The sequence below is a fragment of the Isoptericola sp. Y541 genome (assembly GCF_059445465.1).
In genome coordinates this window covers 306,762-330,375 of record NZ_JCAIUJ010000001.1, presented here as the reverse complement: position 1 = coordinate 330,375, position 23,614 = coordinate 306,762, and the positions used below count along the sequence as shown (strand labels likewise).

Genomic DNA, 23,614 nt, shown 5'->3' with positions numbered 1-23,614 from the left:
CAACCACGAAAAAAAACCCCCCCAAACCACCCCCCCCTCCTTCTCTTTCCCCCCCCCCCCTTCTCTATCTCGCGGGTCTGCCTTCTCTATCTCGGCGTGAGGAGCAGCGCGCCGAGGGGCGGCACGCGCAGCACGACGGAGTGCTGCCGCCCCTTCCACGGCACGTCCTGGGCCACGACTCTCCCGAGGTTGCCGACGCCGGAGCCGCCGTAGTCCTGGGCGTCGGTGTTGAGCGCCTCGTCCCAGGTGCCGCCGTCGGGCAGGGCGAGGCGGTAGTCCTCGTGCGGGACGCCGGCGAAGTTCACGACGACCACGACGGGCCGGCCCTCGTGGTCGCGGCGCACCCACGAGAGCGTGTCGTGGTCGGCGTCGTCTGCGTCGAGCCACTCGAAGCCGGCGGGGTCGAAGTCGCGCTCCCACAGGGCCGGCGTCGCCCGGTAGATGGCGTTGAGGTCGCGCACCAGGCGCTGCACCCCGGCGTGGCCGGGGGTCTCGAGCTGCCACCAGTCGAGGCCGGAGCCCTCGTCCCACTCGGCGTCCTGCGCGAACTCCTGGCCCATGAACAGCAGCTGCTTGCCGGGGTGGGTCCACTGGTAGGCGAGGAAGGCGCGGACCCCCGCGAGCTGCTTCCACCGGTCGCCGGGCATCCGGCGCAGCAGCGAGCCCTTGCCGTGCACCACCTCGTCGTGGCTGATCGGCAGCACGTACTGCTCGGAGAACGCGTAGACCAGCGAGAACGTCAGCTCGTGGTGGTGGTAGCGGCGGTACATCGGGTCGTGGGCCACGTACCGCAGCCCGTCGTTCATCCAGCCCATGTTCCACTTCAGGCCGAAGCCCAGGCCGCCCGCATCGGTGGGGCGCGTGACGCCGGGGAACGCGGTGGACTCCTCGGCGATCATCATGACGCCCGGGGTGCGGCGGTAGGCGGTCGCGTTCGCCTCCTGCAGGAGGGCGATCGCCTCGAGGTTCTCCCGGCCGCCGCGCACGTTGGGCTCCCACTCGCCGGGCTTGCGCGAGTAGTCGAGGTAGAGCATCGACGCGACCGCGTCCACCCGCAGCCCGTCCGCGTGGAACTCCTCGAACCAGTAGGTCGCGTTGGCGACCAGGAAGTTGCGCACCTCGCGCCGGCCGAAGTCGAAGACGTACGTGCCCCAGTCGGGCTGCTCGCCGCGGCGCGGGTCGGGGTGCTCGTACAGCGGCGAGCCGTCGAAGCGCGCGAGCGCGAACTCGTCGCGGGGGAAGTGCCCTGGCACCCAGTCGAGGATGACGCCCACGCCCTCCTGGTGCAGCCGGTCCACCAGGAACCGGAAGTCGTCGGGATGGCCGAACCGCGCCGTCGGGGCGTAGTAGCCCGTCACCTGGTAGCCCCACGAGCCGCCGAACGGGTGCTCCGCCACGGGCAGCAGCTCCACGTGCGTGAAGCCCTGCTCGACGACGTACGCGGTGAGCTCCGCGGCGAGCTCGCGGTAGCCGAGGCCCGGCCGCCACGACCCCAGGTGCACCTCGTACACGCTGACCGGGCCGGAGTGCGGGTCGGTCGCGGCGCGCCGCGCCATCCAGTCCGCGTCCTGCCAGTCGTAGGACGAGTCGACGACGACGGACGCCGTGGCGGGCGGCACCTCGGTGCCCTTCGCGAGCGGGTCGGCCTTGGCCCGCCAGACCCGGTCGGCGCCCAGCACCTCGTACTTGTACCGGGTGCCCGCGCCGACGTCCGGCACGAAGATCTCCCACACCCCGCTCGCGCCCAACGAGCGCATCGGGTGCACGGCGGTCCACTGGTTGTGGTCGCCCACGAGCCGCACCCCCCGCGCGTTCGGCGCCCACACGGCGAACGCCGTGCCGCGCACCTCGCCGGCCGCGCTCGGGTAGCGCCGGGGGTTGGCGCCCAGCACGCGCCACAGCTCCTCGTGCCGGCCCTCGGAGACCAGGTGCAGGTCCATCTCGCCGAGGGTCGGCAGGAAGCGGTACGGGTCGTCGACGACGCGCACGTCGTCGTCGTAGCGCGTGCGGAGCCGGTAGTCGGGGGCGTGCCACCCGCCGTCCGCGTCCACCTCGGCCGGGACGACCGCCTCCCACACGCCCGCGGCCACATGCCGGGCGGGGTACTCGGTCGAGGTCCCTGGCACCGCGCCAGCGGTGGACGCGCCGGCAGTGGCGGTGAGTACGACGACCTCGTCGGCCAGCGGCCGCAGCACCCGGACCACCGCCCAGGCGGCGCCCGTCCCGTCCCTCGTCCCGTCCTTCGTCCCGGCGTGCTCGACGTCGAGCAGGTGCGGGCCGAGCACCGCGTGCGGGTCGTGCAGGGTGCCCTGCGCGACGGCGGTGAGCACCTCGGGGTCGACCGGCGGCGGAGACGGCGTCATGGCCCCACGATTCCACGCCACGTCGGCGGTCGCGTGGCGACGCGCGCCGGGCCGCTCGCGGAGGGCGGGCGGCGGGCCGGCATACGATCCAGGTCGAAGGGGGTGGCGTGACCCGGATCACGATTGCGGCATGGCCGTCCTGGACGTCCCGCACGACCTCGCGACCGCCCGGCACTTCTCCACGAGATCGTGGTGCTGTACCGCGGGCGCGTCGTCGAGCGGGGTCCGTCGGACGCCGTCGACCGCGACGCGATCGACAACAGCGTGTACTTCGACCACTTCACGGGACCGCGGCAGGTGGCGGGGTCCCGGCGGACAGGGCACGTTCCGAGAGTGCGTCGTCCGCCTGACCGCTCCACGGCACCCCTATCGTCCCTCCCGACCCGACCCGACCCGACCCGTCCCGCCCCACCCGAACGACAGACCCGCGTCCGGCATGCCCGGACCCACCGATCGACCAGAGGACACCGATGACGTACATCCCCCCGACCTTCCGCGCCCTGCACGGCGGCTGGACCCTGACCGCGGCCGGGCTGCCCGCCGACCCGCCGGACGGCGTGGCCGGCCCGCTCGAGGCGGGGATCCCCGCCGTCGTGCCGGGCGAGGCGCACCTCGACCTGCACCGGGCGGGGCTGATCGACGCCCCGTTCGACGGGGACAACGAGGCCGCGCAGCAGTGGATCGGCGACACGGCGTGGCGCTTCACCACGACGTTCGGGTGGGCGCCGGGAGACGCCGCCCGCCACGACCTCGTCGCCCACGGCCTGGACACGGTCGCGACGGTCACGCTCAACGGCGTCGAGGTGGGCCGCACCCAGAACATGCACCGGGGGTACCGGTGGGACGTGCGCGACGCGCTGCGCGAGGGCGAGAACACCCTGGCCGTGGCGTTCGCGGCCCCCGTGCCGGAGGCCCTCGCCCGCGCGGACCGCGACGGCTCCCTGCCGTCGACCAACCACCACGAGTACAACCAGCTGCGCAAGATGGCGTGCTCGTTCGGCTGGGACTGGGGCATCGACGTCGCCGGCGCGGGCATCTGGAAGCCGGTCGGGCTCGAGGCGTGGTCCGGGGTTCGGGTCGCGTCGGTGCGCCCGCTGGTCGACGTGGTGACCGGGGCCGACGGCGCGCCCGAGGGCGTGCTGACGGCGTACGTCGAGATCGAGCGCGACGGGGTCGTGTCGGACGAGGGCTCGCCCGGCGGCGACGTGCCCGTGACCGTGCGCCTCGCCGGTCCGGACGGCGAGGGGCTCGTGGCCGCGGGCGTCGTCCCGGCCGGGGAGACCACCGGGACCGTCACCGTCCGCGTGCCCGCGGTGCGGCGCTGGTGGCCGGTCGGCCGCGGCGACCAGCCGCTCTACGGGGTCGAGGTGGTTGCTGGCGGCACCGGCACGTGGTCCGGCCGGGTCGGGTTCCGCACCGTCGCGCTGGACACGACGCCCGACGCGGCCGGCGCGCCGTTCGCGCTGCAGGTCAACGGCGAGACCGTGCTGGTGCGTGGGGCCAACTGGATCCCCGACCACGCGTTCCTCACCGAGATCGACCGCGACCGCTACGCCCGCCGGGTGGACGACGCGCTCGAGGCGAACGTCAACCTGCTGCGCGTCTGGGGCGGCGGCATCTACGAGTCCGACGACCTCTACGACCTCGCGGACGAGGCCGGCCTGCTGATCTGGCAGGACTTCCCGTTCGCCTGCGCCGCGTACAGCGAGGACGAGCCGATGCGCGCCGAGGTGGAGGCCGAGGCCCGCGAGAACGTCACGCGGCTCAGCCCGCACGCGTCGCTCGTGCTGTGGAACGGCAACAACGAGAACACCTGGGGCTCGGTCGACTGGGGCTGGGCCGCGCGCCTCGGCGGCCGCCCGTGGGGCGACCTCTACTACCGCGAGCTGCTGCCCGGCGTCGTCGCCGAGCTCGACCCCACGCGGCCCTACTCGCCGGCCAGCCCGTACTCGTTCGGCGACTACCGGCACCCGAACGACGAGCGCTACGGCACCATGCACATCTGGGACGTGTGGAACCGCGAGGACTACTCCGTCTACGCCCGCTACAAGCCGCGGTTCCTCTCCGAGTTCGGCTTCCAGGGGCCGCCCGCCTGGTCGACGCTGACCCGCGTCGTGCACGACGAGCCGCTCGACCCGTTTGGCCACCAGATGCTCGTGCACCAGAAGGCGCACCTGGGCAACGCCAAGCTCGAGCGCGGCTGGCAGGGTCACCTGCCGGACCCGGCCACGATCGAGGACTGGCACTGGACCACGCAGCTCAACCAGGCGCACGCCGTGCGCTTCGGCATCGAGCACGTGCGCTCCCTGACCCCGCACAACACGGGCACGATCATGTGGCAGCTCAACGACAACTGGCCCGTCGTCTCGTGGGCGGCCGTGGATCACGACGAGCACCGCAAGCCCCTCTGGTACGCGCTGCGCTCCGCCTACGCGCCGCGGCTCGCCACGTTCCAGCCGCGCGCGTCCGCCGAGGCGCGGGCCGCGGCCTGGGCGGGCATCGAGCCGGAGCCGGACGTCGTGGCGCTCGTCGTCGTCAACGACACGGGCGAGCGCCTGGCCGGGACGTGGACCGTCACGCGCGAGGCGCTCGACGGCACCGTGCTCGCCAAGACGATCCTCGAGGTCGACGCCCCGGCGCGCGGGGCCGCCACGGTGGCCGTGCCCGCCGAGGTCGCGACGTTCGGTGACGGGGCCGGCGAGGTGCTCACGGCCACCGCGGACGACCCGGACGCCGACGTCGCCCCGGCCCTGCGGCACGGCGCCGAGGTGGTGGACCAGCGGCTCGCCCCCCGGCCCCTGCAGATAGAGGCGTCGGCCACCGCCGACGGCTGCGAGCTGCGGGTGACGGCCACGTCGCTTGCCCGCGACGTGTTCTGCCCGGCGGACGTCGTGGACCCAGCGGCCCGCGTCGACGCGGGCATGGTCACCCTGCGGGCCGGGCAGACCGCAACCCTCCGGATCACCTCGCCGGGCGGCGGCGACCCCGCCGGCTTCGCCGCCGCGGTGCGCTGCGCCAACGACCTGCTCGGGACGGGGGTCAGCGCGGCCGGCTGAGCACGCCGTCGATGGCGGACAGGGGGATGTGCACCCACCCCGGCCGCTGCCGGGTCTCGTAGACCACCTCGTACAGCGCCTTGTCCAGGACCAGCGCGCCGAGCACGACGTCCGTGGTGTGCGGGTCGAGCTCGGCGCGCGGGCCGGTCGACAGGCCCCGGAGCGTCGGGCGGGCCGACTCGCGGTAGCGGGCGAGGAAGGCGTGCACCGCCTCGGCCTCCCAGGTGGGGTCGGGTGCGCCGCCCACGGCCGCCGCGTACGCGAACGAGCGGATCATGCCCGCGACGTCGCGCAGCGGCAGGTCGGCGGCGGCGCGCTCGGCGGCGGGGCGCTGCGGCTCGCCCTCGAAGTCGAGCAACTTCCACCCCGTCTCGCCGTGCAGCGCCTGGCCCAGGTGCAGGTCGCCGTGCACGGTCTGGAGGGGCACCTGCGGCACCCGGGGCAGACGGCGCTCCAGGTCGGCGAGGAGGCCCATGATCTCGGGAGCGCGCGGGATCAGGGCGGGCGCCTCCGCGACGGCGAGCTCCGCCCGGTGGCGCAGCCCGGCCACGAACCGCGTCGGGTCGAGCAGCGGGCCCGGCGGCATCGCCTGGCGCAGTACGGTATGCAGCTCGGCCACGACGCGCCCGAGGTCGGCCGCGAGATGCGCGAACGACTCGCCCTGGCGGGCGTGCTCGCAGGCCAGCTCGAACCCGTCCCGGGCCCGCGGCACCAGCTCGCTCAGCACCGCCAACGCCGCTGGTCGATCCTGTCGGGTTCCGACGGGCTCAGCCAGTGTGGTCTCCACAGGCTCGACCGGCGTGGTCGGGCCGGGCTCGACCAGCGGGACCTGCAGCGCGCCGAGGAACTGCGGCACGCCGTCCCAGCCGGCGCGCGTGAGCGCCCGCGGCACCACGACGTCGGGGTGGGGCCCGGGCACGACCGTCCGCAGGATCTTGAGCATCCCGCCCGTGCCGGCCGGCGACGGCACGCCCGGCAGCACGACGCTCGTGTTGGACTGCTCGCCCGCCACCACGTGCCCGCCGGCCACGAGGGCGGCGTCCGGCACCGGCTCGCCGCCGCGCACGCGGTCCGCGCCCATCGCGTGCAGCATCGCGAGCCAGCAGGCGGGGTGGGCGCCGCCGTCGTGCACCGCGACGTCCCCCGCGGCGGTGTGCACGTCGGCGATGAACCCCGGCCCGTGCTCGCCCGGGTCGGTGAGCACCAGCGGCACCTGCGCCACCACCGACCCGCCCGGCACCCCGGCGCCGCGCAGGTGGACCAGCAGCACGAGGACGTCCGCTCCCGGCGGGCCTGCGCTCGGTCTGCTCGCGCTCCCGACGGCCGCGCTCCCGACGGCCGCGCTCCCGACGGCCGCGCTCCCGACGGCCGCGCTCCCGACGGCCGCGCTCCCGACGGCCGCGGGCCCGACGGCGGCGNCCGACCCGCCCGGCACCCCGGCGCCGCGCAGGTGGACCAGCAGCACGAGGACGTCCGCTCCCGGCGGGCCTGCGCTCGGTCTGCTCGCGCTCCCGACGGCCGCGCTCCCGACGGCCGCGCTCCCGACGGCCGCGCTCCCGACGGCCGCGCTCCCGACGGCCGCGCTCCCGACGGCCGCGGGCCCGACGGCGGCATCGTCGGCCTCGTCGAACGTCACCGCGAGCCACGGCTCGACGCGCACGCCGGCGCCGCTCGCACCGCCTGCCGGGAACCAGCGGCGGCCGGGCAGCCAGGCCGCGAGCAGGTCCCCGACGCTCGGGTCGGGGACGCCCGCGGCCGGCCGCACGGCGGTCATGACGATGCGCCTCCCGGTGCCGGTGGGCTGAGCAGGAGCCAGTAGAAGTCGCGCGACCCCCACGTCATCGTGACGGCCCCGCCCGCGGCGACGTCGGGGAAGCGCGCGCCGCCGAACAGGTCGGTGAGCGACCAGCCCGCATGCGCCGGCAGCCACACGTGCGCCGACCGCGCCGTGGCCGACAGGTTCGCGGCCACCAGCAGCGTCTCGCCCGGCGTCGTCCGGGTGTACGCGATGACGGCCTCGTCGTCGGCCTCGAGCGCCGTGAACTGACCGGTGCCGAACGCCGGGTGCAGCCGCCGCACGGCGAGCATGCCGTGCACCCAGTGCAGCAGCGACGACGGCTGGGCGAGCTGGACCTCGACGTTGGTGTGCTGGTAGTGGTGCACCAGGGACTGCACCAGCGGCAGGTACAGCTTGCCCGGGTCGGCCGTGGAGAAGCCGGCGTTGCGGTCCGGCGTCCACTGCATGGGGGTGCGCACGGAGTCCCGGTCGGGCAGCCAGATGTTGTCGCCCATGCCGATCTCGTCGCCGTAGTACAGACAAGGGCTGCCGGGCAGGCTCAGCAGCAGCGCGTGCGCCAGCTCCACCTCCTTGCGGGAGTTGTCGAGCAGCGGGGACAGACGGCGGCGGATCCCGATGTTCGCGCGCATGCGCGGGTCGGGGGCGAACCACCCGTACATCGCGGCGCGCTCCTCGGTGGAGACCATCTCGAGGGTGAGCTCGTCGTGGTTGCGCAGGAAGGTGGACCACTGGCCGCCGGGCGACGGGATGTCCGGGGTGTCGGCCAGGATGTCGAGCAGCTGGCGGGCGCGCTGGTCGCGCATCGCATAGTAGACGCGCGGCATCACGGGGAAGTGGAAGCACATGTGGCACTCGGGCGCGTCCGGCGTGCCGAAGTAGTCCACCACCTCCTGCGGCCATTGGTTCGCCTCGGCGAGCATGATCCGACCCGGGAACTCGTCGTCGAGCATCCGCCGCACCCGGCGCAGGAAGGCGTGCGTCTCCGGCAGGTTCTCGCAGTTGGTGCCCTCGGCCTCGAACAGGTACGGCACGGCGTCGAGCCGGAACCCGTCCACGCCGATCCGCAGCCAGAACCGCGCGACGTCGAGCATCGCGTCCACCACGCGCGGGTTCTCGAAGTTCAGGTCCGGCTGGTGGCTGAAGAACCGGTGCCAGAAGTACTGCCGCCGCACCGGGTCGAACGTCCAGTTGGACGTCTCGGTGTCCACGAAGATGATCCGCGCGTCCGGGTAACGGGTGTCGTCGTGCGACCAGACATAGAAGTCCCCGTACGGGCCCTCCGGGTCGTTGCGGGACGACTGGAACCACGGGTGCTGGTCGCTCGTGTGGTTCATCACCAGGTCCACCACCACGCGGATGCCGCGGGCGTGCGCCGCCTCGATGAGCTCCTGGAAGTCGGCGATCGTGCCGTACTGGCTCGCGATCGACGTGTAGTCCGCGATGTCGTACCCGCCGTCGCGCAGCGGCGACGGGTAGAACGGCGGCAGCCACAGGCAGTCCACGCCCAGCCACTGCAGGTAGTCGAGCCGCTCGGTGACGCCGCGCAGGTCGCCCATGCCCGCCCCGCCCGTGTCCGAGAAGGCGCGCACGATGACCTCGTAGAAGACGGCCTTCTGGTACCACTCCGGGTCGTCCGACAGGCCCGGCTTGTCCAGCGGCGGCGGCAAGGGCTGCTCCCGCGTGGGCAGCACCTGCACCGGCACCTGCCGGGTGATCGGGCGGGGCACCTGAGCGCCGCGGGCTGCGGGCGGCACGTCGGTCGTCATCGTCGCCTGCTCATGGCTGCCTCGTCATGCCAGGCCCACCTTGAGCACGTGCGCCACCTGCTCGCGCGGGTCGAGGCGCACGTACGGGTGCGCGCCCCACGGGTAGGTGGCGCCGGACAGCTCGTCGTGCGCGACGAAGAACGGCTGGTCCTCCACCCCGTCGGGGCGGGTCAGGCCGAGCGCCTCGAGGTCGAGGAGGACCGTCGACTCCTGCGTGGCCCACGGGTCGAGGTTGAGCACCACGAGCACGACGTCGTCCTGCGTGGCGCCGGGGCGGCCCGCGGCGGGCAGGTGCTCGGCCCGCACCCGGCTGGAGAACGCGACCACCTGGTCGTTCGTCGTCGGGTGCACCGCGAGGTCGCGCAGCTGCTGCAGCGCCGGGTGGGCACGGCGGATCTCGTTGAGCCGGCGCAGCAGCGTGGAGATGCCGATCACCTCGGCCTGCGACCAGTCGCGCGGCTTGAGCTCGTACTTCTCGTTGTCGATCTGCTCCTCGACGCCCGGGCGCGGCACGTTCTCCACCAGCTCGTAGCCGGAGTAGACGCCCCAGGTGGGGGAGCCGGTGGCGGCGAGCACCGCCCGCACCGCAAAGCCCGCGACCCCGCCGTGCTGCAGGTACGGGGGCAGGATGTCGTGCGTGGTCGGCCAGAACGACGGGCGGAGCACCGAGCCCTGCGGGCCGCTCACCTCGGCCAGGTACTCCTCGATCTCCTCCTTGGTGTTGCGCCAGGTGAAGTACGTGTACGACTGGTGGAAGCCGATGCGCGCGAGCGTCTGCATCATCGCGGGGCGGGTGAACGCCTCGGACAGGAAGATCACGCCGGGGTGCGCGTCGTGCACCTGCGCGAGCAGCCACTCCCAGAAGTTCAGCGGCTTGGTGTGCGGGTTGTCGACCCGGAACGCCGTCACGCCGCGGTCGATCCAGAGGAGCACGATCCGCAGGATCTCGGCGCTCAGTCCGTCCGGGTCGGTGTCGAAGCTCAGCGGGTAGATGTCCTGGTACTTCTTGGGCGGGTTCTCCGCGTACGCGATGGTGCCGTCGGCGCGGTGGGCGAACCACTCCGGGTGCTCGGTGACCCACGGGTGGTCGGGGGAGCATTGCAGCGCCAGGTCCAGCGCCACCTCGAGGCCTTCGTCGCGGGCCGCCGCGACGAAGGCGCGGAAGTCCTGCTCGGTGCCCAGCTCCGGGTGGATCGTGTCGTGGCCGCCGTCGGGCGAGCCGATGGCGTACGGGCTGCCAGGGTCGTCCGGCTGCGGGTCGAGCGTGTTGTTCCGACCCTTGCGGAACGTGGTGCCGATGGGGTGCACCGGCGTCAGGTACACGACGTCGAACCCCATCGCCGCGACCGCGGGCAGGCGCTGCGCGGCCGTGCGGAACGTGCCCGAGCGCCTCGTCCCGTCCTTGCGCCGGGTGGCGCCCTCCGAGCGCGGGAACAGCTCGTACCAGGCGCCCGCGAGCGCCAGCGGGCGGCTCACGCGCAGCGGGTATGCGGCGCTCGCGGTCACCAGGTCGCGCAGGGGGCCGCGGCGCAGCGCGTCCTTCACGGCCGAGGTCATCGCCATCGCGAGCCGCGCCTCCGGCGGGCGGGTGTCGTCCGCCAGCTCGTGGGCAGCCGCCGTCAGCGTGGCGGCGTCCTTGGCGCTCCGGGTGGCCTGCAGCTGCCGGGTCACGATGCGCTCGAAGAGTTGCCTGCCTTCCGCGAGCACGAGGTCGACGTCCTGGCCGGCATCGAACTTGATCACGGCGTCGTGCACCCACGTGGCGTACGGGTCGGACCAGCCCTCCACGCGGAACGACCAGTCGACCGTTCCGTCGGACGTCGTGTCGGGCTGCAGGAAGCCGCGGAACCGGTCGAGCCCCGGTGCGACGTCGACCATGGGGGCGGTGGAGTGTACCGAGCCGTCCGGGGCGAGCAGTACGGCGGTGGCGGAGACGGCGTCGTGTCCCTCGCGGAAGACCGTCGCCTCGACGGGCACCACCTCGCCGATCGCCGCCTTCGCGGGCCAGCGCCCGCCCTCGACCACGGGGGAGACCTCCAGGACGGGGATCCGTCCGATCGGCACGTGCGGCGTGGGCTGCGGAGACGTCACGGCCTCCACGCTAGCCAGCGCACCCCGGCAGCGCGCGCCAACCCGCCCACCGCCGGGGTAGTGCCCGATCCCGCGAGGTAGTTTGAAATCCCGCGAGGTAGTCCCGAATTTCGCGAGGTAGTTCAAAAATCGCCGAGGTAGTTCGATTCTCAGCGAGGTAGTGCGCTACCTCGCGAATCTTGGAACTACCTCGGCGATTTTTGAACTACCTCGCGAAATTCGGGACTACCTCGCAGGATCTAGCACTACCTCGCGGTCAGACGCCGGCGGCGAGGGCGCGGCCGGTGACGCGACCGGTGTGCAGGCAGCCGCCGAGGAAGGTGCCCTCCAGCGCGCGGTGGCCGTGCACGCCGCCGCCGCCGAACCCGGCGGCCTCGCCGACGGCCCACAACCCCTCGAGCACGGACCCGTCGGCGCGCAGGACGCGGCCGGACGGGTCGCACCACAGGCCGCCGAGGGTCTTGCGGGTCAGCACGGACAGCCGGACGGCGAGCAGCGGGCCGTCCTTCGGCGTCGTGAGCGGGCGGGGCTTGGCGACGCGGATGAGCTTGTCCACCCGGTAGTCGCGGGCGGCGCGCGTGGCCACGACCTGCGGGTCCTTGCCCAGCCCGGAGGCAACCTGCGCGTCGCGGGCCGCGACCAGCGCCGCGAGGGCGTCGGGGTCCACGTGCCCGCGCGAGCCCGGCGTCGCGTCGACGAGGGCGTTCATCTTGGCGGCGAGCTCGGCGGGGGTGTCGGCCCAGAGGAACTCGGGCGACTCGTGGGCGAACCGCTCCACCGGCCCGACGGCGCGGGGCAGCACCCGCTGCGCGAGGAGCTTCACGTCCTTGCCGGTGAGATCCGGGTTCTGCTCCGACCCCGACAGCGCGAACTCCGACTCCATGATCGCCTTGTTGAGCACGAACCAGGAGTGGTCGTCCCCGCGCTTGGTGACGTGCTGCAGCGCGCCGAGCGCGTCGAACCCGGGGAACAGCGGAGCGGGGAGCCGCCCGCCCTCGGCGTCGAGCCACAGGGAGCTCGGCCCGGGCAGAATGCGGATGCCGTGGTTCGTCCAGACCGGGGAGTGGTTGGCGATGCCCTCCGGGTAGTGCCACATGCGGTCCTCGTGCACGAGGGCGGCCCCGGCGTCGGCGGCGTGGCCGAGCATCAGGCCGTCGGTGGAGTCCGGGACGCCGGAGAGCATCCGGTCGGGCAGCGTCCCCGCCTCGGGGTCCCAGTGCGCGCGGGCCAGGTCGTGGTTGGCGCCGATGCCGCCGGTGGCGACGACGACCGCGCCCGCGGCGATCTCCTCGGTGCCCACGACGTCGCGGTTCGACGGCGCGCCGCGCCCGCCGAACGGGAGACCGCCCATCGCCTGGCCGGCCAGCACCTCCGCCCGGACGCCGGTGACGCGGCCGTCGGTCGTGACGAGCTCGGTGACCCGCCGCCGGAACCGCAGGTCGAGCAGACCGGCGTCGCGCGCCGCCCGTGCCGCCGTCACGAACGGCTCGACGATCCCGGGCCCGGTGCCCCATGTGACGTGGAAGCGGGGCACGGAGTTGCCGTGCTCGACCCTGCCGTCATCGTGGCCCACGGTGTACCCGCCGCGCTCGGCCCACTGCACCAGCGGGAACCAGCGCACGCCCTTGCCGTGCAGCCACGAGCGCATGTCGCCGGAGGCGAACTCGACGAACCGCCGCGCCCACGCGTACCCGTGCCGGTCGGGGCCCTCCCCGCGCTCGGCGCCGGGCGCGAACTGCGCGGAGCCCAGCCAGTCCGACCACGCCAGGTCGGCCGAGTCGTGCACGCCCATCGCGCGCTGCTCCGGCGACCCGACGAGGAACAGCCCGCCGAACGACCACCACGCCTGGCCGCCGAACGACGCCTCGGGCTCCTGGTCGAGCAGCACCACCCGTTTGCCCGCCGCGGTGAGCTCGGTCGCGGTGACCAGCCCGGACAGTCCGGCTCCGACGACGACGACGTCGGCGGTCACGGGCGAGGCAGCGGGGGAAGCGTCGGCGCTCATGACTCGCAGTGTGGCAGAGGAGTGCCGGTCAGCACACGGGCGAAGAGCGGTCGACGTCATGCACCCCGGAGCGGTGCCGTCGGCCCTATCGCCCGACGAAGACCTCCACGCTCAGCGCCTCGAGCGTCGTCCCGCCGGCGTCGTCGCCCTCGTCGCCCTCGTCGCCCTCGTCGCTCAGGCCGCCCTCGGGCGGCTCGGGCCGGTCCCAGGCCGAGCTCCACACCTGCTCCCAGGCCGTGTCGCCGGGCGCGGGTGGCAGCGCGACGTCCGCCCCGTCGAGGCCGCCGTTCAGCACCAGCAGCACGTGCGCGTCGCCGTCCTCGGGGCCAGGGCGCAGCATCTGCACCACCCGTCGCCCGGCCACGGCCCACGCGTCGCGGTCCATCGCCTCGCCGCGGTCGTCGAACCACAGCAGGTCGGGCTGGTCCTCGCCGGGCCGCGGCGTGCCGAGGAAGAAGGAGTCCGCGCGCAGGGCGGCGTGCCCGCGGCGCAGCGCGAGCAGGAACCGCGTGGTCTCCAGGAGGTCGCGGGCGGCGTCGTCGAGGTCCCAGCCGAGCCACGAGATCTCGTTGTCCTGCGCGTAGGCGTTGTTGTTGCCGCCCTGCGTGCGGCCGAGCTCGTCGCCGGCGGTGAGCATGGGCGTGCCAGCGGACAGCAGCAGCATCGCGAGCAGGTTGCGCTGCGAGCGGCGGCGCAGCGGCACGACGGCGGACCACGGCTCGGTGGTCGTGTCGCCTCCGTCTCCGCCGTCGTCGTCGACGCCGGGCGGCGCGTGCCCCTCGACGCCGTGGTTCCAGGACAGGTTGTGGTCGGACCCGTCGCGGTTGTCCTCGCCGTTGGCCTCGTTGTGCTTGTGGTCGAAGGCGACGAGGTCGGCGAGCGTGAATCCGTCGTGCGCGGTGACGTAGTTGACCGACGCCACCGGGCCGCGGATCAGCGGCGGGTCGGAGTGCCCGAACAGGTCGGCGGAGCCCGCCAGGCGCGTGGTGAGCTCGCGCAGCCCGTGCATCTCGCGCCCGTGGGAGCCCTCGCGCGGGGCGTCGAGCCAGAACCCGCGGACGCCGTCGCGGAACCGGTCGTTCCACTCCGCCATCGGGGGCGGGAAGTTCCCGGTCTGCCACCCGCCGGGCCCCACGTCCCAGGGCTCCGCGACGAGCTTGAGCCCGTTCAGCACCGGGTCGGTCTGGAGGGCAACGAGGAACGGGTGGTCGGGGGAGAAGCCGTGGTGCGTGCGGCCCAGGGTGACGGCGAGGTCGAACCGGAAGCCGTCGACGCCCACCACCTCGGCCCAGTAGCGCAGCGAGTCGAGGGCGAGCTGCACCACGCGCGGGCGGCGGAAGTCCAGCGAGTTGCCCGTGCCCGTGACGTCCGCCAGCGCGGCGGGGGACGCGCCGTCGTGCAGGTAGTAGCCCGCGTTGTCGAGGCCGCGCCAGCTGATCTGCAGCGCGTCGTCGCCGCCCTCGCAGGTGTGGTTGTAGACGACGTCGAGCAGCACCTCGATGCCCGCCTCGTGCAGCAGGTGCACCATGCCGCGTACTTCGTCGAGGACGGCGGCCGGTCCGGCCTCCTGCGCCGCCCGCGTGGCATACGCGGCGTGCGGGGCGAAGAAGCCGAGCGTCTGGTAGCCCCAGTAGTTGGTGAGGCCGTGCGCCACCAGGCGCGGCTCGCTCGCGAACGCGTGGATCGGCAGCAGCTCAAGGGTCGTGGCGCCGAGGCTCGTCAGGTGCTCGATGGTCGCCGGGTGCGCCGCCCCCGCGTAGGTGCCGCGCAGCTCGGGCGGGACGCCGGGGTGCCGCGCCGTCAGCCCCTTCACGTGCGCCTCGTAGACCACCGTGTCCGCCCACGGCACCCGCGGGCGGCCCAGCGGCACCGAATCCTCGTGCAGTGGCATGACGACGGAGTGCGGCACGAAGGCGAGCGAGTCGCGGTCGTCGGCCTCGCCGTACTGCTCGGCCACCCACCACCGGCCGTCCGGGTCGTCGCCGTCCTGGCTCCGCGGCGCGCTCACCGCGCCGAGCGTCTCCGGGCCGTACGTCAGGTCGCCCACCAGACCCCGCGCGTACGGGTCCACCAGCAGCTTCGCGGGGTTGTGCCGCTGCCCGGCCTGCGGGTCCCACGCGCCGTGCGCCCGGAACCCGTACCGCTGCCCCGGCGCGACGTCGGGCACGTGCGCGTGCCACACGCCGTAGACCGGCCCGTCGAGGGCGATCCTCCGCTCGGCGTACCGGGCCGGGTCGTGGGCGTCGCGGTGCGGCTCGACGACGTCGACCAGGCACAGCTCCACGCCGTCCGCGTGCGACGCCGCGACGGCGACGTCGATGCCGCCTTCCGGCGTGGGATGCACCCCCAGCGGCCGCACATGGCTGCGTCGCGCGCTCGGGCGCGTGAGCGGCGTGACCTTCGGGCGCGACTCCATGGGGACATGGTGCCCGGCGTGGCTGACAGGCGCGCGGCTCACGGCGGTATGGCGCACGGCGGCATGTTGTTCGCCGGGTCTCTCCTTGAGTGGATCATCGTGCAGGTCGACCGACCCAGACTTTTCGTCCCTCCACAGATGCGCTCCATGCAGGGGATGAGAGAGATCTTGGGGGAGCGCGCGGATCGTGGCGTTGCCGCGGACTTCACACCGGATCCCGCACCGGGCGGGAGGCCGCCGCGGGTAGGCTCGGCAGCGTCGGCCGCGCTGCCCGCGGCCCACTGTCACCGTGAGCTGGAGGTCGCGCCCGTGCGCATCGTCGTCGCCGTGAAGTACGTGCCGGACATCAATGCGGAGCGGCGGTTCTCCGGCCGTCGCGTCGACCGCGATCCGGGCGTCGGCACCCTCAACGAGCTGGACGAGAACGCGCTGGAGGCGGCGCTGCGGATCCGGGACGGCCTGCCCGAGGACGAGCGCGCGGCGAGCGAGATCGTGGCGCTGACCGTGGCTCCGGCGACCGGGGACGTGGCGCTGCGCAAGTCGTTCCAGCTGGGCGTGGACCGGGCCGTGCGGGTCACGGACGACGCGCTGGCCGGGTCGGACTACTTCGGCACCGCCGCCGCCCTCGCGGCCGGGGTGCGCAAGCTCGAGGCCGACGGCGCGCCCGTCGACCTGGTGATCACGGGCATGGCGGCGCTCGACGGCCTCGGCTCCGTGGTCCCGGCCCTCGTGGCAGCCGAGCTCGGCCGCCCGGCGCTCACGCTGGCGAAGAAGATCGGCGTCGCGGACGGCACCCTCACGGTGGGCCGCGAGACCGACGAGGCCAGCGAGACGCTCACCGCGCCGCTGCCCGCCGTCCTGTCCGTCGCGGACACGGCGAACAGGCCGCGGATGCCGAACTTCAAGCTGATCATGGCGGCCCGCACCAAGGAGATCGAGGAGTGGTCGGCCGCCGACCTCGGCCTCGACCCCGGGTCGGTCGGCGATGCAGGGGCGCGCACGCAGGTGCTCAGCGCTGCCCAGCGCCCGCTGCGGCCGGAGGTCGAGCTGGTGGTCGACAAGGGCGAGGGCGGCACCGCGCTCGCCGAGTACCTCATCCGCAACGAGCTGGTCTGAGAGGGCTGCCACCATGACCAACCGCACCGTCCTCGTCCTCCTGGACCCCGCCACCGAGGTGCGCTCCGGCGCGCTGGAGCTGCTCACCATCGCGCGCGGCCTCGGCCGCGTCGAGGCCGTGGCCCTCGAGGCCCCGACCGTCGAGGTGCTCGCCCAGCTCGGCGCCTACGGCGTCGAGATCGTGCACCAGGCCGAGGTGCCGCCCGCCGCGCTCGGCGCGGCCGGGGGTGACGCCGCCCGCCACCTGCCGTCGGTCGTCGCCGCGACGCTCGCCTCCGCCGTCCGGCGCACGGACGCCGACGTCGTGCTGGCCCCCGCCACGTTCGGCGCGAAGGAGGCCGCCGCGCTGGCCGCGTACACCCTCGGCGCCGGTCTGGTCATCGACGCCGCCGCCGTCGGCGAGGACGACGACGGCCGCATCGTGGCCGGCAAGCGCGTCTTCGCCGGCGCCTGGGACACGCGCTGCGTGGTCACCGCCGACGTCGCCGTGCTCACCGTGCGGTCCAACGCCGTCGTGCCCGAGCCCGCCGAGGCGGCCGTCGCCACCGAGGTGGAGGCCCTGCCCGTCGAGCTGCCCGCCGGCACGTCCGGCGTGGTCGTGACCTCGCGCGAGCTCAAGGAGCGCACCTCCGGCCGCCCGACGCTGGAGGACGCCGCCGTGGTCGTCGCCGGCGGGCGCGGCACGGGCGGCGACTTCGGCCCCGTCGAGGAGTTCGCCGACGCGGTCGGCGCCGCCATCGGCGCGACCCGCGACGCCGTCTTCGAGGGCTGGTTCGACCGCTACGTCGGCCAGACCGGCGTCACCGTCGCCCCCCGGCTGTACGTGGGCGCGGGCATCTCCGGTGCCCCGCACCACCGCGGCGGCATGCAGGCGTCCCAGGTGATCGTCGCCGTGAACTCCGACCCGGAGGCCCCGATCTTCGAGATCTGCGACTTCGCCGTCGTCGGCGACCTCACGGACGTGCTGCCGCAGGCGGCGGCAGCGATCCGCGCCCACCGCGCGTCCTGACCCGCTCGTTGCACGGAGGTCAGGTGGCGAGCGCTACCGTCTGCTTCCACCGACCAGGTGGACATGCTTGCGGTCGCGCGGCCTGAGCGAGTCGCGGATCCTGGCATCGAACGTCGCAAGGACGCCGCCGTGCGAGATCGCGAGGTTGAGCAGATGGGCGTCGGTGACCTGTCGGTGTCCGGTGACGTGTCGGGTCAATGACCGGGCGTCCGCGATCGACGTCGCATCGGCGACGAACTCGGCGTTCGGCAGGGCTTTGATGGCCCGCAGGGCGTCGAGCGCGACATCGATCTTGAGGGGCTTCCCGTCGGAGCCGACCGTGATCGCCGGGTTGAGCAGGAGGCGCACCAAGGCGGTCTCGGTCATCGGAGTCGTCGCGAACCGTGTCACCTGCGACAGCCAGCGCCGCGCGTCCGCGTGATCGACATGCTCCTGGAGTGTGAGCGCGATCAGGACGTTGGCGTCGGCGATCGCGACCTGCTCACTCATCGTCGTCCAGGGCCTCGGCGACCATCTCGCGGGTGACCGTTCGGGCCGCGGAGTGGAACACGGGGATGGAGTCCAAGGGGTAGTCCCCCTCCCGCGCTAGCTGGTCGGCCCGCTCGGTGGCGAGCTGAACCAGGACACGACCGGGGCGATGGTCCGGGAAGCGGCGCGCCCCGAGCGAGAGGAGCCTTTCCACGTGCTCGTCCCGGGTGACCTGGATGCGTTCGTGGATGGTCGGCATAGCCGCGAGTGTACCACCGGGGGTACGTCAGGTGACACACCTGCGCAGTCTCTGCGCCGCTCGGACTCGAATCGTGCGTCGGTTCAGCCGCCCGCGAAGGGCGGCAGCAGGTCCAGGCTCGCGCCGACGGGCACGACGTCGGACGGCGCGGCCCGGCGCCCGTCGAGGAGCACGCTGCAGCGGGCGAGCACGGGCTCGGCCGCTGGGGTGGCGGCGGCGAGGTGGGCGAGGACGTCGCCGACGGTCGCTCCCGACGGCACGGTGAGTGTCTGCTGCGAGCGGCCGAGGGCGGCCCGCGCGGCGGCGAAGTAGCGCAGCGCCACGTCCTGCGTGGCCGTCGGAGCATCTGCCGTGGTCGTCGTGTCAGTCATCGTCGTCTCCCGGGTCTCATCCACCGATGGCGCTCATGGTCCGTTCGGGCTGCGTGAACCCGCCGTCGAACCCCGTGCCGGAGCCGGTGTCGCTCATCCCGTGGCCGGACTGCTTGCCCCACATGGCGGTGCGCCACAGGTCGGCGAGCACCGCGTCGGACGCCCCCGCGCGCAGGGGGCCGAGCAGGTCGGTCTCGGTGTGCGCGAACAGGCAGTCGCGCACGCCGCCCTCGGCGGTGAGGCGGGTGCGGCGGCAGTCGGCGCAGAACGGCTCCGTCACCGACGCGATGATGCCCACCCGGCCGAGGCGCCGACCGCCGGCGTCGCGCACCACGAACCGCTCCGCGGGCGCGCCGTCGCGCGGCTCCTCGTCGGTCTCGAGGGCGAACCGCCCACCCAGCTGGGCGCGCACCTCTGCCGCGGTGACCATCGCGGCGCGGTCCCACGCGTGGTCGGCGTCCAGCGGCATCTGCTCGATGAAGCGCAGCTCGAAGCCGCGCCCCAGGCACCAGGTCAGCAGGTCGGCGGCGTGGTCGAGGTTGACGCCGCGCACCAGCACGGCGTTGACCTTCACGACGTCGAACTCGCGCGCGGCGGCGTCGATCCCCGCGAGCGTGCGCTCGAGGAACGGGCGCCGCGCGAGCGTGGCGAACGTGTCCGGGTCGAGCGTGTCCAGCGAGATGTTCACCCGGTCCAGGCCCGCCTCGCGCAGCGCGCGGGCGCGGGAGTCGAGCCCGACGGCGTTGGTGGTGAGGCTCAGCTCCGGGCGGTGGGGGAGGGCGGCGCAGTCGCGCACGATGTCGAGCAGGTCGCGGCGCAGCAGCGGCTCGCCGCCGGTGAAGCGCACCTGCCGGACGCCGAGCTCGCCGGTCGCGATCCCCACCAGCCGTACGATCTCCTCGCGCGTCATCACCTGGTCGCGGGGCAGCGTGGGCAGCCCCTCGGCCGGCATGCAGTAGGTGCAGCGCAAGTTGCAGCGGTCGGTGAGCGACACCCGCAGGTCGGACGCCACCCGCCCGAACGAGTCCACCAGGCCGGGCGTCGCGGGTCGCTCGGCGGGCAGGCGGACGTCCGGCACCCCCTCGGCGGGCAGCCGCGGCATCCCGAGCGCGACGGTCGTCATCCGATCAGCTCCCAGGGTTGGTGGCGAGGTCCGTGGCTGTGCCCGACGAGGGGCCCGCCGACGCTTTCGGCCCGGGGTCCTGCCAGGACAGCGCAGCCGCCGTCGCCCGCTCGAGCGCGTCGGAGCCGTTGCCGTGCGCGGCGGCGAGCCCGGCCGCGAAGCCGACGACGTACGTGGTGACAGGCGCGGCCGGCCGGGCGACCTGATGCGCGGCGTCGCGTGCGAGGTCCAGCACGGCCCCGACGTCAACGCTCCGCGGGGGCAGGCCGAGCTCGGCCTCGAGCGCGTCCACCCATCGGTCCAGCACGCTGGAGCCGGGGTCGTCGGTGCGGGGCGTCTGATCGGTCATCGGGTTCCTTCCCGCGGTCGGGCGTGTGGTCGTCCCACCGTAAGCCGTCGCACGTCGTCCCAGGTGTCGACGTCGGCGCTGAGGCCCCCGCCGTCCGGCACCTCGACGCACGACAGCGCCGCGACCAGCCGCCGCACCGACACCCCGACGAGGCCCTCCGGCCCGGCGGCCGACCGCAGGGCACGGCGCAGCGCGTCGCGGCGGTAGAGGCCGACCAGCCACTGCGCGCGGCCGTCGCGCACGAGGTAGGCGCCGTCGGCGTGCGGCGCGGGACCGGTCGTGCTCACGGCGCCGACGGCGGTCCGCAGCAGGGGCACGGCCGCGGCGGCGCGCGGCACGTCCACCGCGAGGACGAGCACCCACGGTGCGGCGAGTTCCGTGCGGTCGTGGCTGTGGTCCAACGCGCGTAGCCCGGCGTCGAGGCCGGCCACCGGACCGCCGAACGGCGGGTCCTCGCGCGTGAGGACGACGTCACGGACGTCCAGGGCACCCGGCGGGAGCGCCGCCGCGGGGCCGACGATGACGGTGCGCGCGGCGTCGCGGGTCGCGGCGAGCGCGTGGTCGAGCAGCGGTGCGCCGTCGACGACGACGGTCGGCTTGGGCACCCCGCCGAGCCTGGCCGCGCGCCCGCCGGCGAGGACGACCGCGTCGTGCAGGGCCGGGGTGGGGCCGGGGCCGGCCGTCACGTCACGCCTCGCCGTCGGTCGTGGGTGCACCGAACGGCAGGTCCAAGGGGAGCACGTCGATGTCGGCGCCGGCCTCGACCTTCTCGACGTCGGCCGGCACGAGCGCGAGCCCGTCGGCGCCGAGCAGAGCCGACGTCGCGTGGCCTCCCGCGGCGCCGGGTCGGTCGTCACCGGGGGCTGCGGCTCGCTCGACCTCTCCCGAGGGCAGCGTCCGCACCGGCACGACGTGCACGCGCCCCGGCGGGCTCGACCAGGCAGAGGCCGCGCGACGTCGCGCCGGAAGTACGGGCGCCCGGCCCGCCAGCACCGCGACCGCCGGGCGGACGAAGAGCGCGAACGACACGAAGGCGCTCACCGGGCTGCCGGGCAGCGCCACCCACGGCACCCCCTGCCAGCGCGCCAGCGCCTGCGGACGCCCCGGCCGCACCGCCACGGCGGCGACGTCGACGTCGCTCAGCCGCGCGTCGTCGTCGGCGAGCACCGCCCGCACGACGTCCGACGCCCCGGCCGAGACCCCGCCCGTCGTCACGATCAGGTCCACCCCCGCCCCGCCGCCCACCACGTCATCGAGGGCGGCGCAGAGGGCGGCGCGGAGCGCGTCGGGATCGTCGGGGACGGCGCCGACGCGCACGACGTCGGCCCCCGCAGCCCGCACCAGGGCAGCGAGCAGCAGGGAGTTCGAGTCCGGGATGCTGCCGAACCGATCCGTCGGCAGGAGCTCCGAGCCCGTGGACAGCACCGCCACCCGCGGGCGGGCGCGCACCGGCAGGGCGGTGAGGCCGCCCGAGGCGGCCACGGCGACGAGGGCCGGCGTCACGGGGTCGCCAGCGGACCCGAGCAGGTCCCCGGGCCGCACGTCCTCGGCGCGGAAACGCACGTGCGCGCGGGGCTGGCGGGCGAGCGTGACCTCGCGCTCCGTCGTCGGGCCGCCGGCGACGAACCGCCCGGTCGACGTGCGCTCCACCGGCACGACGGCGTCCGCCCACGCCGGCACTGGCGCGCCGGTCATGATCCGGACCGCCCCGCCTTCGTCCGAAGTGTTGTGGGCGCGATTTCGGGGGCTATCCGTCGACGGATAGCCCCCGAAATCGCGCCCACAACACTCGGGGAGGGCGGGGGAGCCGGGGCGGAGGTCGCCGACGACGGGCAGGGTGACGGCGGCGCCGTCGTCGGGCAGGTCGGCCAGGCGCACCGCGTAGCCGTCCATCGCGGCGGCGTCGAACGGCGGGACGGCGGCGTCCGCGCGCACCGGCGCGGCCAGCACGCGGCCGGGCGCGCCGACGGCGAGGTCCGCGAGCGGCACGTCGCGCGACGGGAGCGGCGCGACCAGGGCGAGCACGGCGGCGACGTGCTCGTCGACGGTGCGGGCCGGGTTCACGGCGCCACCGTAGGCCGGGTGCGTGACGCGGGTGCGGCCGGGTCCTCACCGCGCGCCGTCGCGGGCTGTGAACGGGTGCGGCGCGCCGCGCTCATCCCGCCCCCGTGTTGGCGCGCACGCGCTTGCGCACCGGTCCGAGCGTGAACAGCAGCGTGATCAGGCCGGTGAGCGCCAGCAGCGCGAAGCCGATGCCGTAGTCGCCGCGCCCACCGTAGACGGCGCCCATGATCAGCGGCGGGATGAACCCACCCAGGCCGCCCGCGGCGCCGACGACGCCCGTCACGGCCCCCACCGTCCCGGGGGGAGCCATCTTCGCCACGAGGGCGAACGTCGCCCCCGACGACGCGCCGAGCGCGACCGCCATCCCGAGGAACGCGATGGTCGCGCCGGGCATCAGGGCGGGCTGGAAGATGATCACCGCCGCGAACACCGTCACCACGGTGAAGCACGCGATCGACACCGGCACGCCGCCGAACTTGTCCGACAGCGTGCCGCCGATCGGCCGGCAGAGCACCGCCAGCACCACGAACCCGGCGGTGCGGAACGACGCGTCGCTGGCACTGAGCTCATACGCGTTCTGCAGAAACGTCGGCAGGTACACGGAGAACGCCACGAACCCGCCGAAGCCGATCGCGTACAGCCAGGAGAGCTGCAGGGTGGCGGGGATCTTCATGGTCGCCCAGGTGCGCGCCCACATGCCGCTGCCGGTGCCGGGCGTCCAGGCCGGCGAGTCGCGCAGCAGGGCCCGCGAGACGAGGGCGAAGACCGCCAGGAACACCGAGACGATGATGAACGGAGCGCCCTCGCCCCACGCGTCGCGGATCGGCACGGTGGAGAAGGATGCGATGGCGGTGCCGCCCATGCCGGCGCCGAAGATGCCGATGGCGGTGCCACGCCGGGCGGGCGGGTACCAGTTGTTGACGAACGGGACGCCGATGGCGAACGTCGTGCCGCCCAGCCCGAGGAAGAACCCGCCGACCAGCAGCCAGGGCAGGCTGTCCGCGACGAACCCGACGAACAGCACGGGCAGGATCGTCAGCACGCTGCACAGCGGGAACATCACCTTGGCGCCGAAACGGTCGGTGAGCGCCCCGATCGGGATGCGGCCGAGGGACCCGACGATCACGGGGACGGCCACGAGCACCGACACCTCGAAGTCGGACAGGTGGTACAGCTGCCCGTAGGTGTTGCCCAGCGGGCCGAGCAGGGCCCACGCCCAGAAACAGATCGCGAACCCGGCCGTCGCGAGCGCGAGCTGGGTCCCGTTACCCTGCACGGCCTGAGCCGCCGGCGCGTCGGCGGGGCCGGTGGACGGTGCCGAGGTCATGGATCCTCCTGGTGCGTGGGCGGTGCGGTGAGC

At 74.4% G+C, this 23,614-nt stretch carries 16 protein-coding genes; 3 read left to right on the top strand and 13 right to left on the bottom strand.

Annotated features, from left to right (window positions below):
* Positions 1–86: 86 nt before the first annotated feature.
* The gene (gene glgB, locus AC1C2V_RS01575; protein WP_495387813.1) at positions 87–2,363 is read right to left on the bottom strand and encodes a 1,4-alpha-glucan branching protein GlgB; all 2,277 of its coding nucleotides are present in this window, start codon (positions 2,361–2,363) and stop codon (positions 87–89) included.
* 470 nt (positions 2,364–2,833) lie between these two features.
* Between glgB and AC1C2V_RS01570 the strand changes: the two genes are divergently transcribed.
* Positions 2,834–5,419, top strand: coding sequence for a glycoside hydrolase family 2 protein (locus AC1C2V_RS01570; RefSeq protein WP_495387812.1), 2,586 nt, complete (start codon positions 2,834–2,836; stop codon positions 5,417–5,419).
* Positions 5,420–7,189: 1,770 nt separating this feature from the next.
* Here the strand turns inward: AC1C2V_RS01570 and treS are convergent.
* From treS to glgX, 4 genes are all read right to left on the bottom strand, one after another.
* Positions 7,190–8,983 (bottom strand): maltose alpha-D-glucosyltransferase, encoded by a 1,794-nt coding sequence (treS, locus tag AC1C2V_RS01565; RefSeq protein WP_495387811.1) that lies wholly within the window; start codon positions 8,981–8,983, stop codon positions 7,190–7,192.
* Positions 8,984–9,007: 24 nt separating this feature from the next.
* Positions 9,008–11,083, bottom strand: a complete 2,076-nt coding sequence (locus AC1C2V_RS01560) for an alpha-1,4-glucan--maltose-1-phosphate maltosyltransferase (RefSeq protein ID WP_495387810.1) — start codon at positions 11,081–11,083, stop codon at positions 9,008–9,010.
* A gap of 247 nt (positions 11,084–11,330) precedes the next feature.
* Positions 11,331–13,079, bottom strand: coding sequence for an FAD-binding dehydrogenase (locus tag AC1C2V_RS01555; RefSeq protein ID WP_495387809.1), 1,749 nt, complete (start codon positions 13,077–13,079; stop codon positions 11,331–11,333).
* Between the two features lie 85 nt (positions 13,080–13,164).
* The gene (gene glgX, locus AC1C2V_RS01550; RefSeq protein WP_495387808.1) at positions 13,165–15,495 is read right to left on the bottom strand and encodes a glycogen debranching protein GlgX; all 2,331 of its coding nucleotides are present in this window, start codon (positions 15,493–15,495) and stop codon (positions 13,165–13,167) included.
* A 309-nt stretch (positions 15,496–15,804) separates the two neighbouring features.
* On the opposite strand from glgX, the gene AC1C2V_RS01545 reads away from it, so the two are divergent.
* Both AC1C2V_RS01545 and AC1C2V_RS01540 read left to right on the top strand, forming a co-directional pair.
* A complete protein-coding gene (locus tag AC1C2V_RS01545) occupies positions 15,805–16,611 on the top strand; it encodes an electron transfer flavoprotein subunit beta/FixA family protein (protein WP_495387807.1) in 807 nt (268 codons plus the stop codon).
* Between the two features lie 13 nt (positions 16,612–16,624).
* Positions 16,625–17,620: an electron transfer flavoprotein subunit alpha/FixB family protein gene (locus tag AC1C2V_RS01540; protein ID WP_495387806.1), complete on the top strand. Its 996-nt coding sequence runs from the start codon at positions 16,625–16,627 to the stop codon at positions 17,618–17,620.
* Between the two features lie 33 nt (positions 17,621–17,653).
* On the opposite strand, the gene AC1C2V_RS01535 is transcribed toward AC1C2V_RS01540, so the two are convergent.
* The 8 genes from AC1C2V_RS01535 to AC1C2V_RS01500 all read right to left on the bottom strand — a co-directional run bounded on the left by AC1C2V_RS01535 (position 17,654) and on the right by AC1C2V_RS01500 (position 23,581).
* Entirely contained in the window at positions 17,654–18,109 is a 456-nt protein-coding gene (locus AC1C2V_RS01535) for a TA system VapC family ribonuclease toxin (RefSeq protein WP_495387805.1), read from the bottom strand.
* Complete coding sequence (locus AC1C2V_RS01530) at positions 18,102–18,347, bottom strand: hypothetical protein (RefSeq protein ID WP_495387804.1); 246 nt, start codon at positions 18,345–18,347, stop codon at positions 18,102–18,104. The genes AC1C2V_RS01535 and AC1C2V_RS01530 overlap by 8 nt, the downstream gene beginning before the upstream one ends.
* Positions 18,348–18,430: 83 nt before the next feature.
* Positions 18,431–18,718, bottom strand: a complete 288-nt coding sequence (locus tag AC1C2V_RS01525; protein ID WP_495387803.1) for a MoaD/ThiS family protein — start codon at positions 18,716–18,718, stop codon at positions 18,431–18,433.
* A 16-nt stretch (positions 18,719–18,734) separates the two neighbouring features.
* The gene (moaA, locus tag AC1C2V_RS01520; protein WP_495387802.1) at positions 18,735–19,841 is read right to left on the bottom strand and encodes a GTP 3',8-cyclase MoaA; all 1,107 of its coding nucleotides are present in this window, start codon (positions 19,839–19,841) and stop codon (positions 18,735–18,737) included.
* A gap of 4 nt (positions 19,842–19,845) precedes the next feature.
* Positions 19,846–20,190, bottom strand: coding sequence for a DUF6457 domain-containing protein (locus AC1C2V_RS01515; RefSeq protein ID WP_495387801.1), 345 nt, complete (start codon positions 20,188–20,190; stop codon positions 19,846–19,848).
* On the bottom strand, positions 20,187–20,876 hold the full coding sequence (mobA, locus tag AC1C2V_RS01510) for a molybdenum cofactor guanylyltransferase (protein WP_495387800.1): 690 nt from the start codon (positions 20,874–20,876) through the stop codon (positions 20,187–20,189). Before mobA ends, AC1C2V_RS01515 begins: the two co-directional genes overlap by 4 nt.
* A gap of 1 nt (position 20,877) precedes the next feature.
* On the bottom strand, positions 20,878–22,254 hold the full coding sequence (locus tag AC1C2V_RS01505; protein WP_495387799.1) for a molybdopterin molybdotransferase MoeA: 1,377 nt from the start codon (positions 22,252–22,254) through the stop codon (positions 20,878–20,880).
* Between the two features lie 91 nt (positions 22,255–22,345).
* The gene (locus AC1C2V_RS01500) at positions 22,346–23,581 is read right to left on the bottom strand and encodes an MFS transporter (RefSeq protein ID WP_495387798.1); all 1,236 of its coding nucleotides are present in this window, start codon (positions 23,579–23,581) and stop codon (positions 22,346–22,348) included.
* Positions 23,582–23,614 lie beyond the last annotated feature (33 nt).

Coding starts and splice junctions, on each gene's coding strand:
- glgB (WP_495387813.1), bottom strand. CDS start 2,363: ATGACGCCGTCTCCGCCGCCGGTCGACCCCGAGGTGCTCACCGCCGTC.
- AC1C2V_RS01570 (WP_495387812.1), top strand. CDS start 2,834: ATGACGTACATCCCCCCGACCTTCCGCGCCCTGCACGGCGGCTGGACC.
- treS (WP_495387811.1), bottom strand. CDS start 8,983: ATGACGACCGACGTGCCGCCCGCAGCCCGCGGCGCTCAGGTGCCCCGC.
- AC1C2V_RS01555 (WP_495387809.1), bottom strand. CDS start 13,079: ATGAGCGCCGACGCTTCCCCCGCTGCCTCGCCCGTGACCGCCGACGTC.
- glgX (WP_495387808.1), bottom strand. CDS start 15,495: ATGGAGTCGCGCCCGAAGGTCACGCCGCTCACGCGCCCGAGCGCGCGA.
- AC1C2V_RS01540 (WP_495387806.1), top strand. CDS start 16,625: ATGACCAACCGCACCGTCCTCGTCCTCCTGGACCCCGCCACCGAGGTG.
- AC1C2V_RS01535 (WP_495387805.1), bottom strand. CDS start 18,109: ATGAGTGAGCAGGTCGCGATCGCCGACGCCAACGTCCTGATCGCGCTC.
- AC1C2V_RS01530 (WP_495387804.1), bottom strand. CDS start 18,347: ATGCCGACCATCCACGAACGCATCCAGGTCACCCGGGACGAGCACGTG.
- AC1C2V_RS01525 (WP_495387803.1), bottom strand. CDS start 18,718: ATGACTGACACGACGACCACGGCAGATGCTCCGACGGCCACGCAGGAC.
- moaA (WP_495387802.1), bottom strand. CDS start 19,841: ATGACGACCGTCGCGCTCGGGATGCCGCGGCTGCCCGCCGAGGGGGTG.
- AC1C2V_RS01515 (WP_495387801.1), bottom strand. CDS start 20,190: ATGACCGATCAGACGCCCCGCACCGACGACCCCGGCTCCAGCGTGCTG.
- AC1C2V_RS01500 (WP_495387798.1), bottom strand. CDS start 23,581: ATGACCTCGGCACCGTCCACCGGCCCCGCCGACGCGCCGGCGGCTCAG.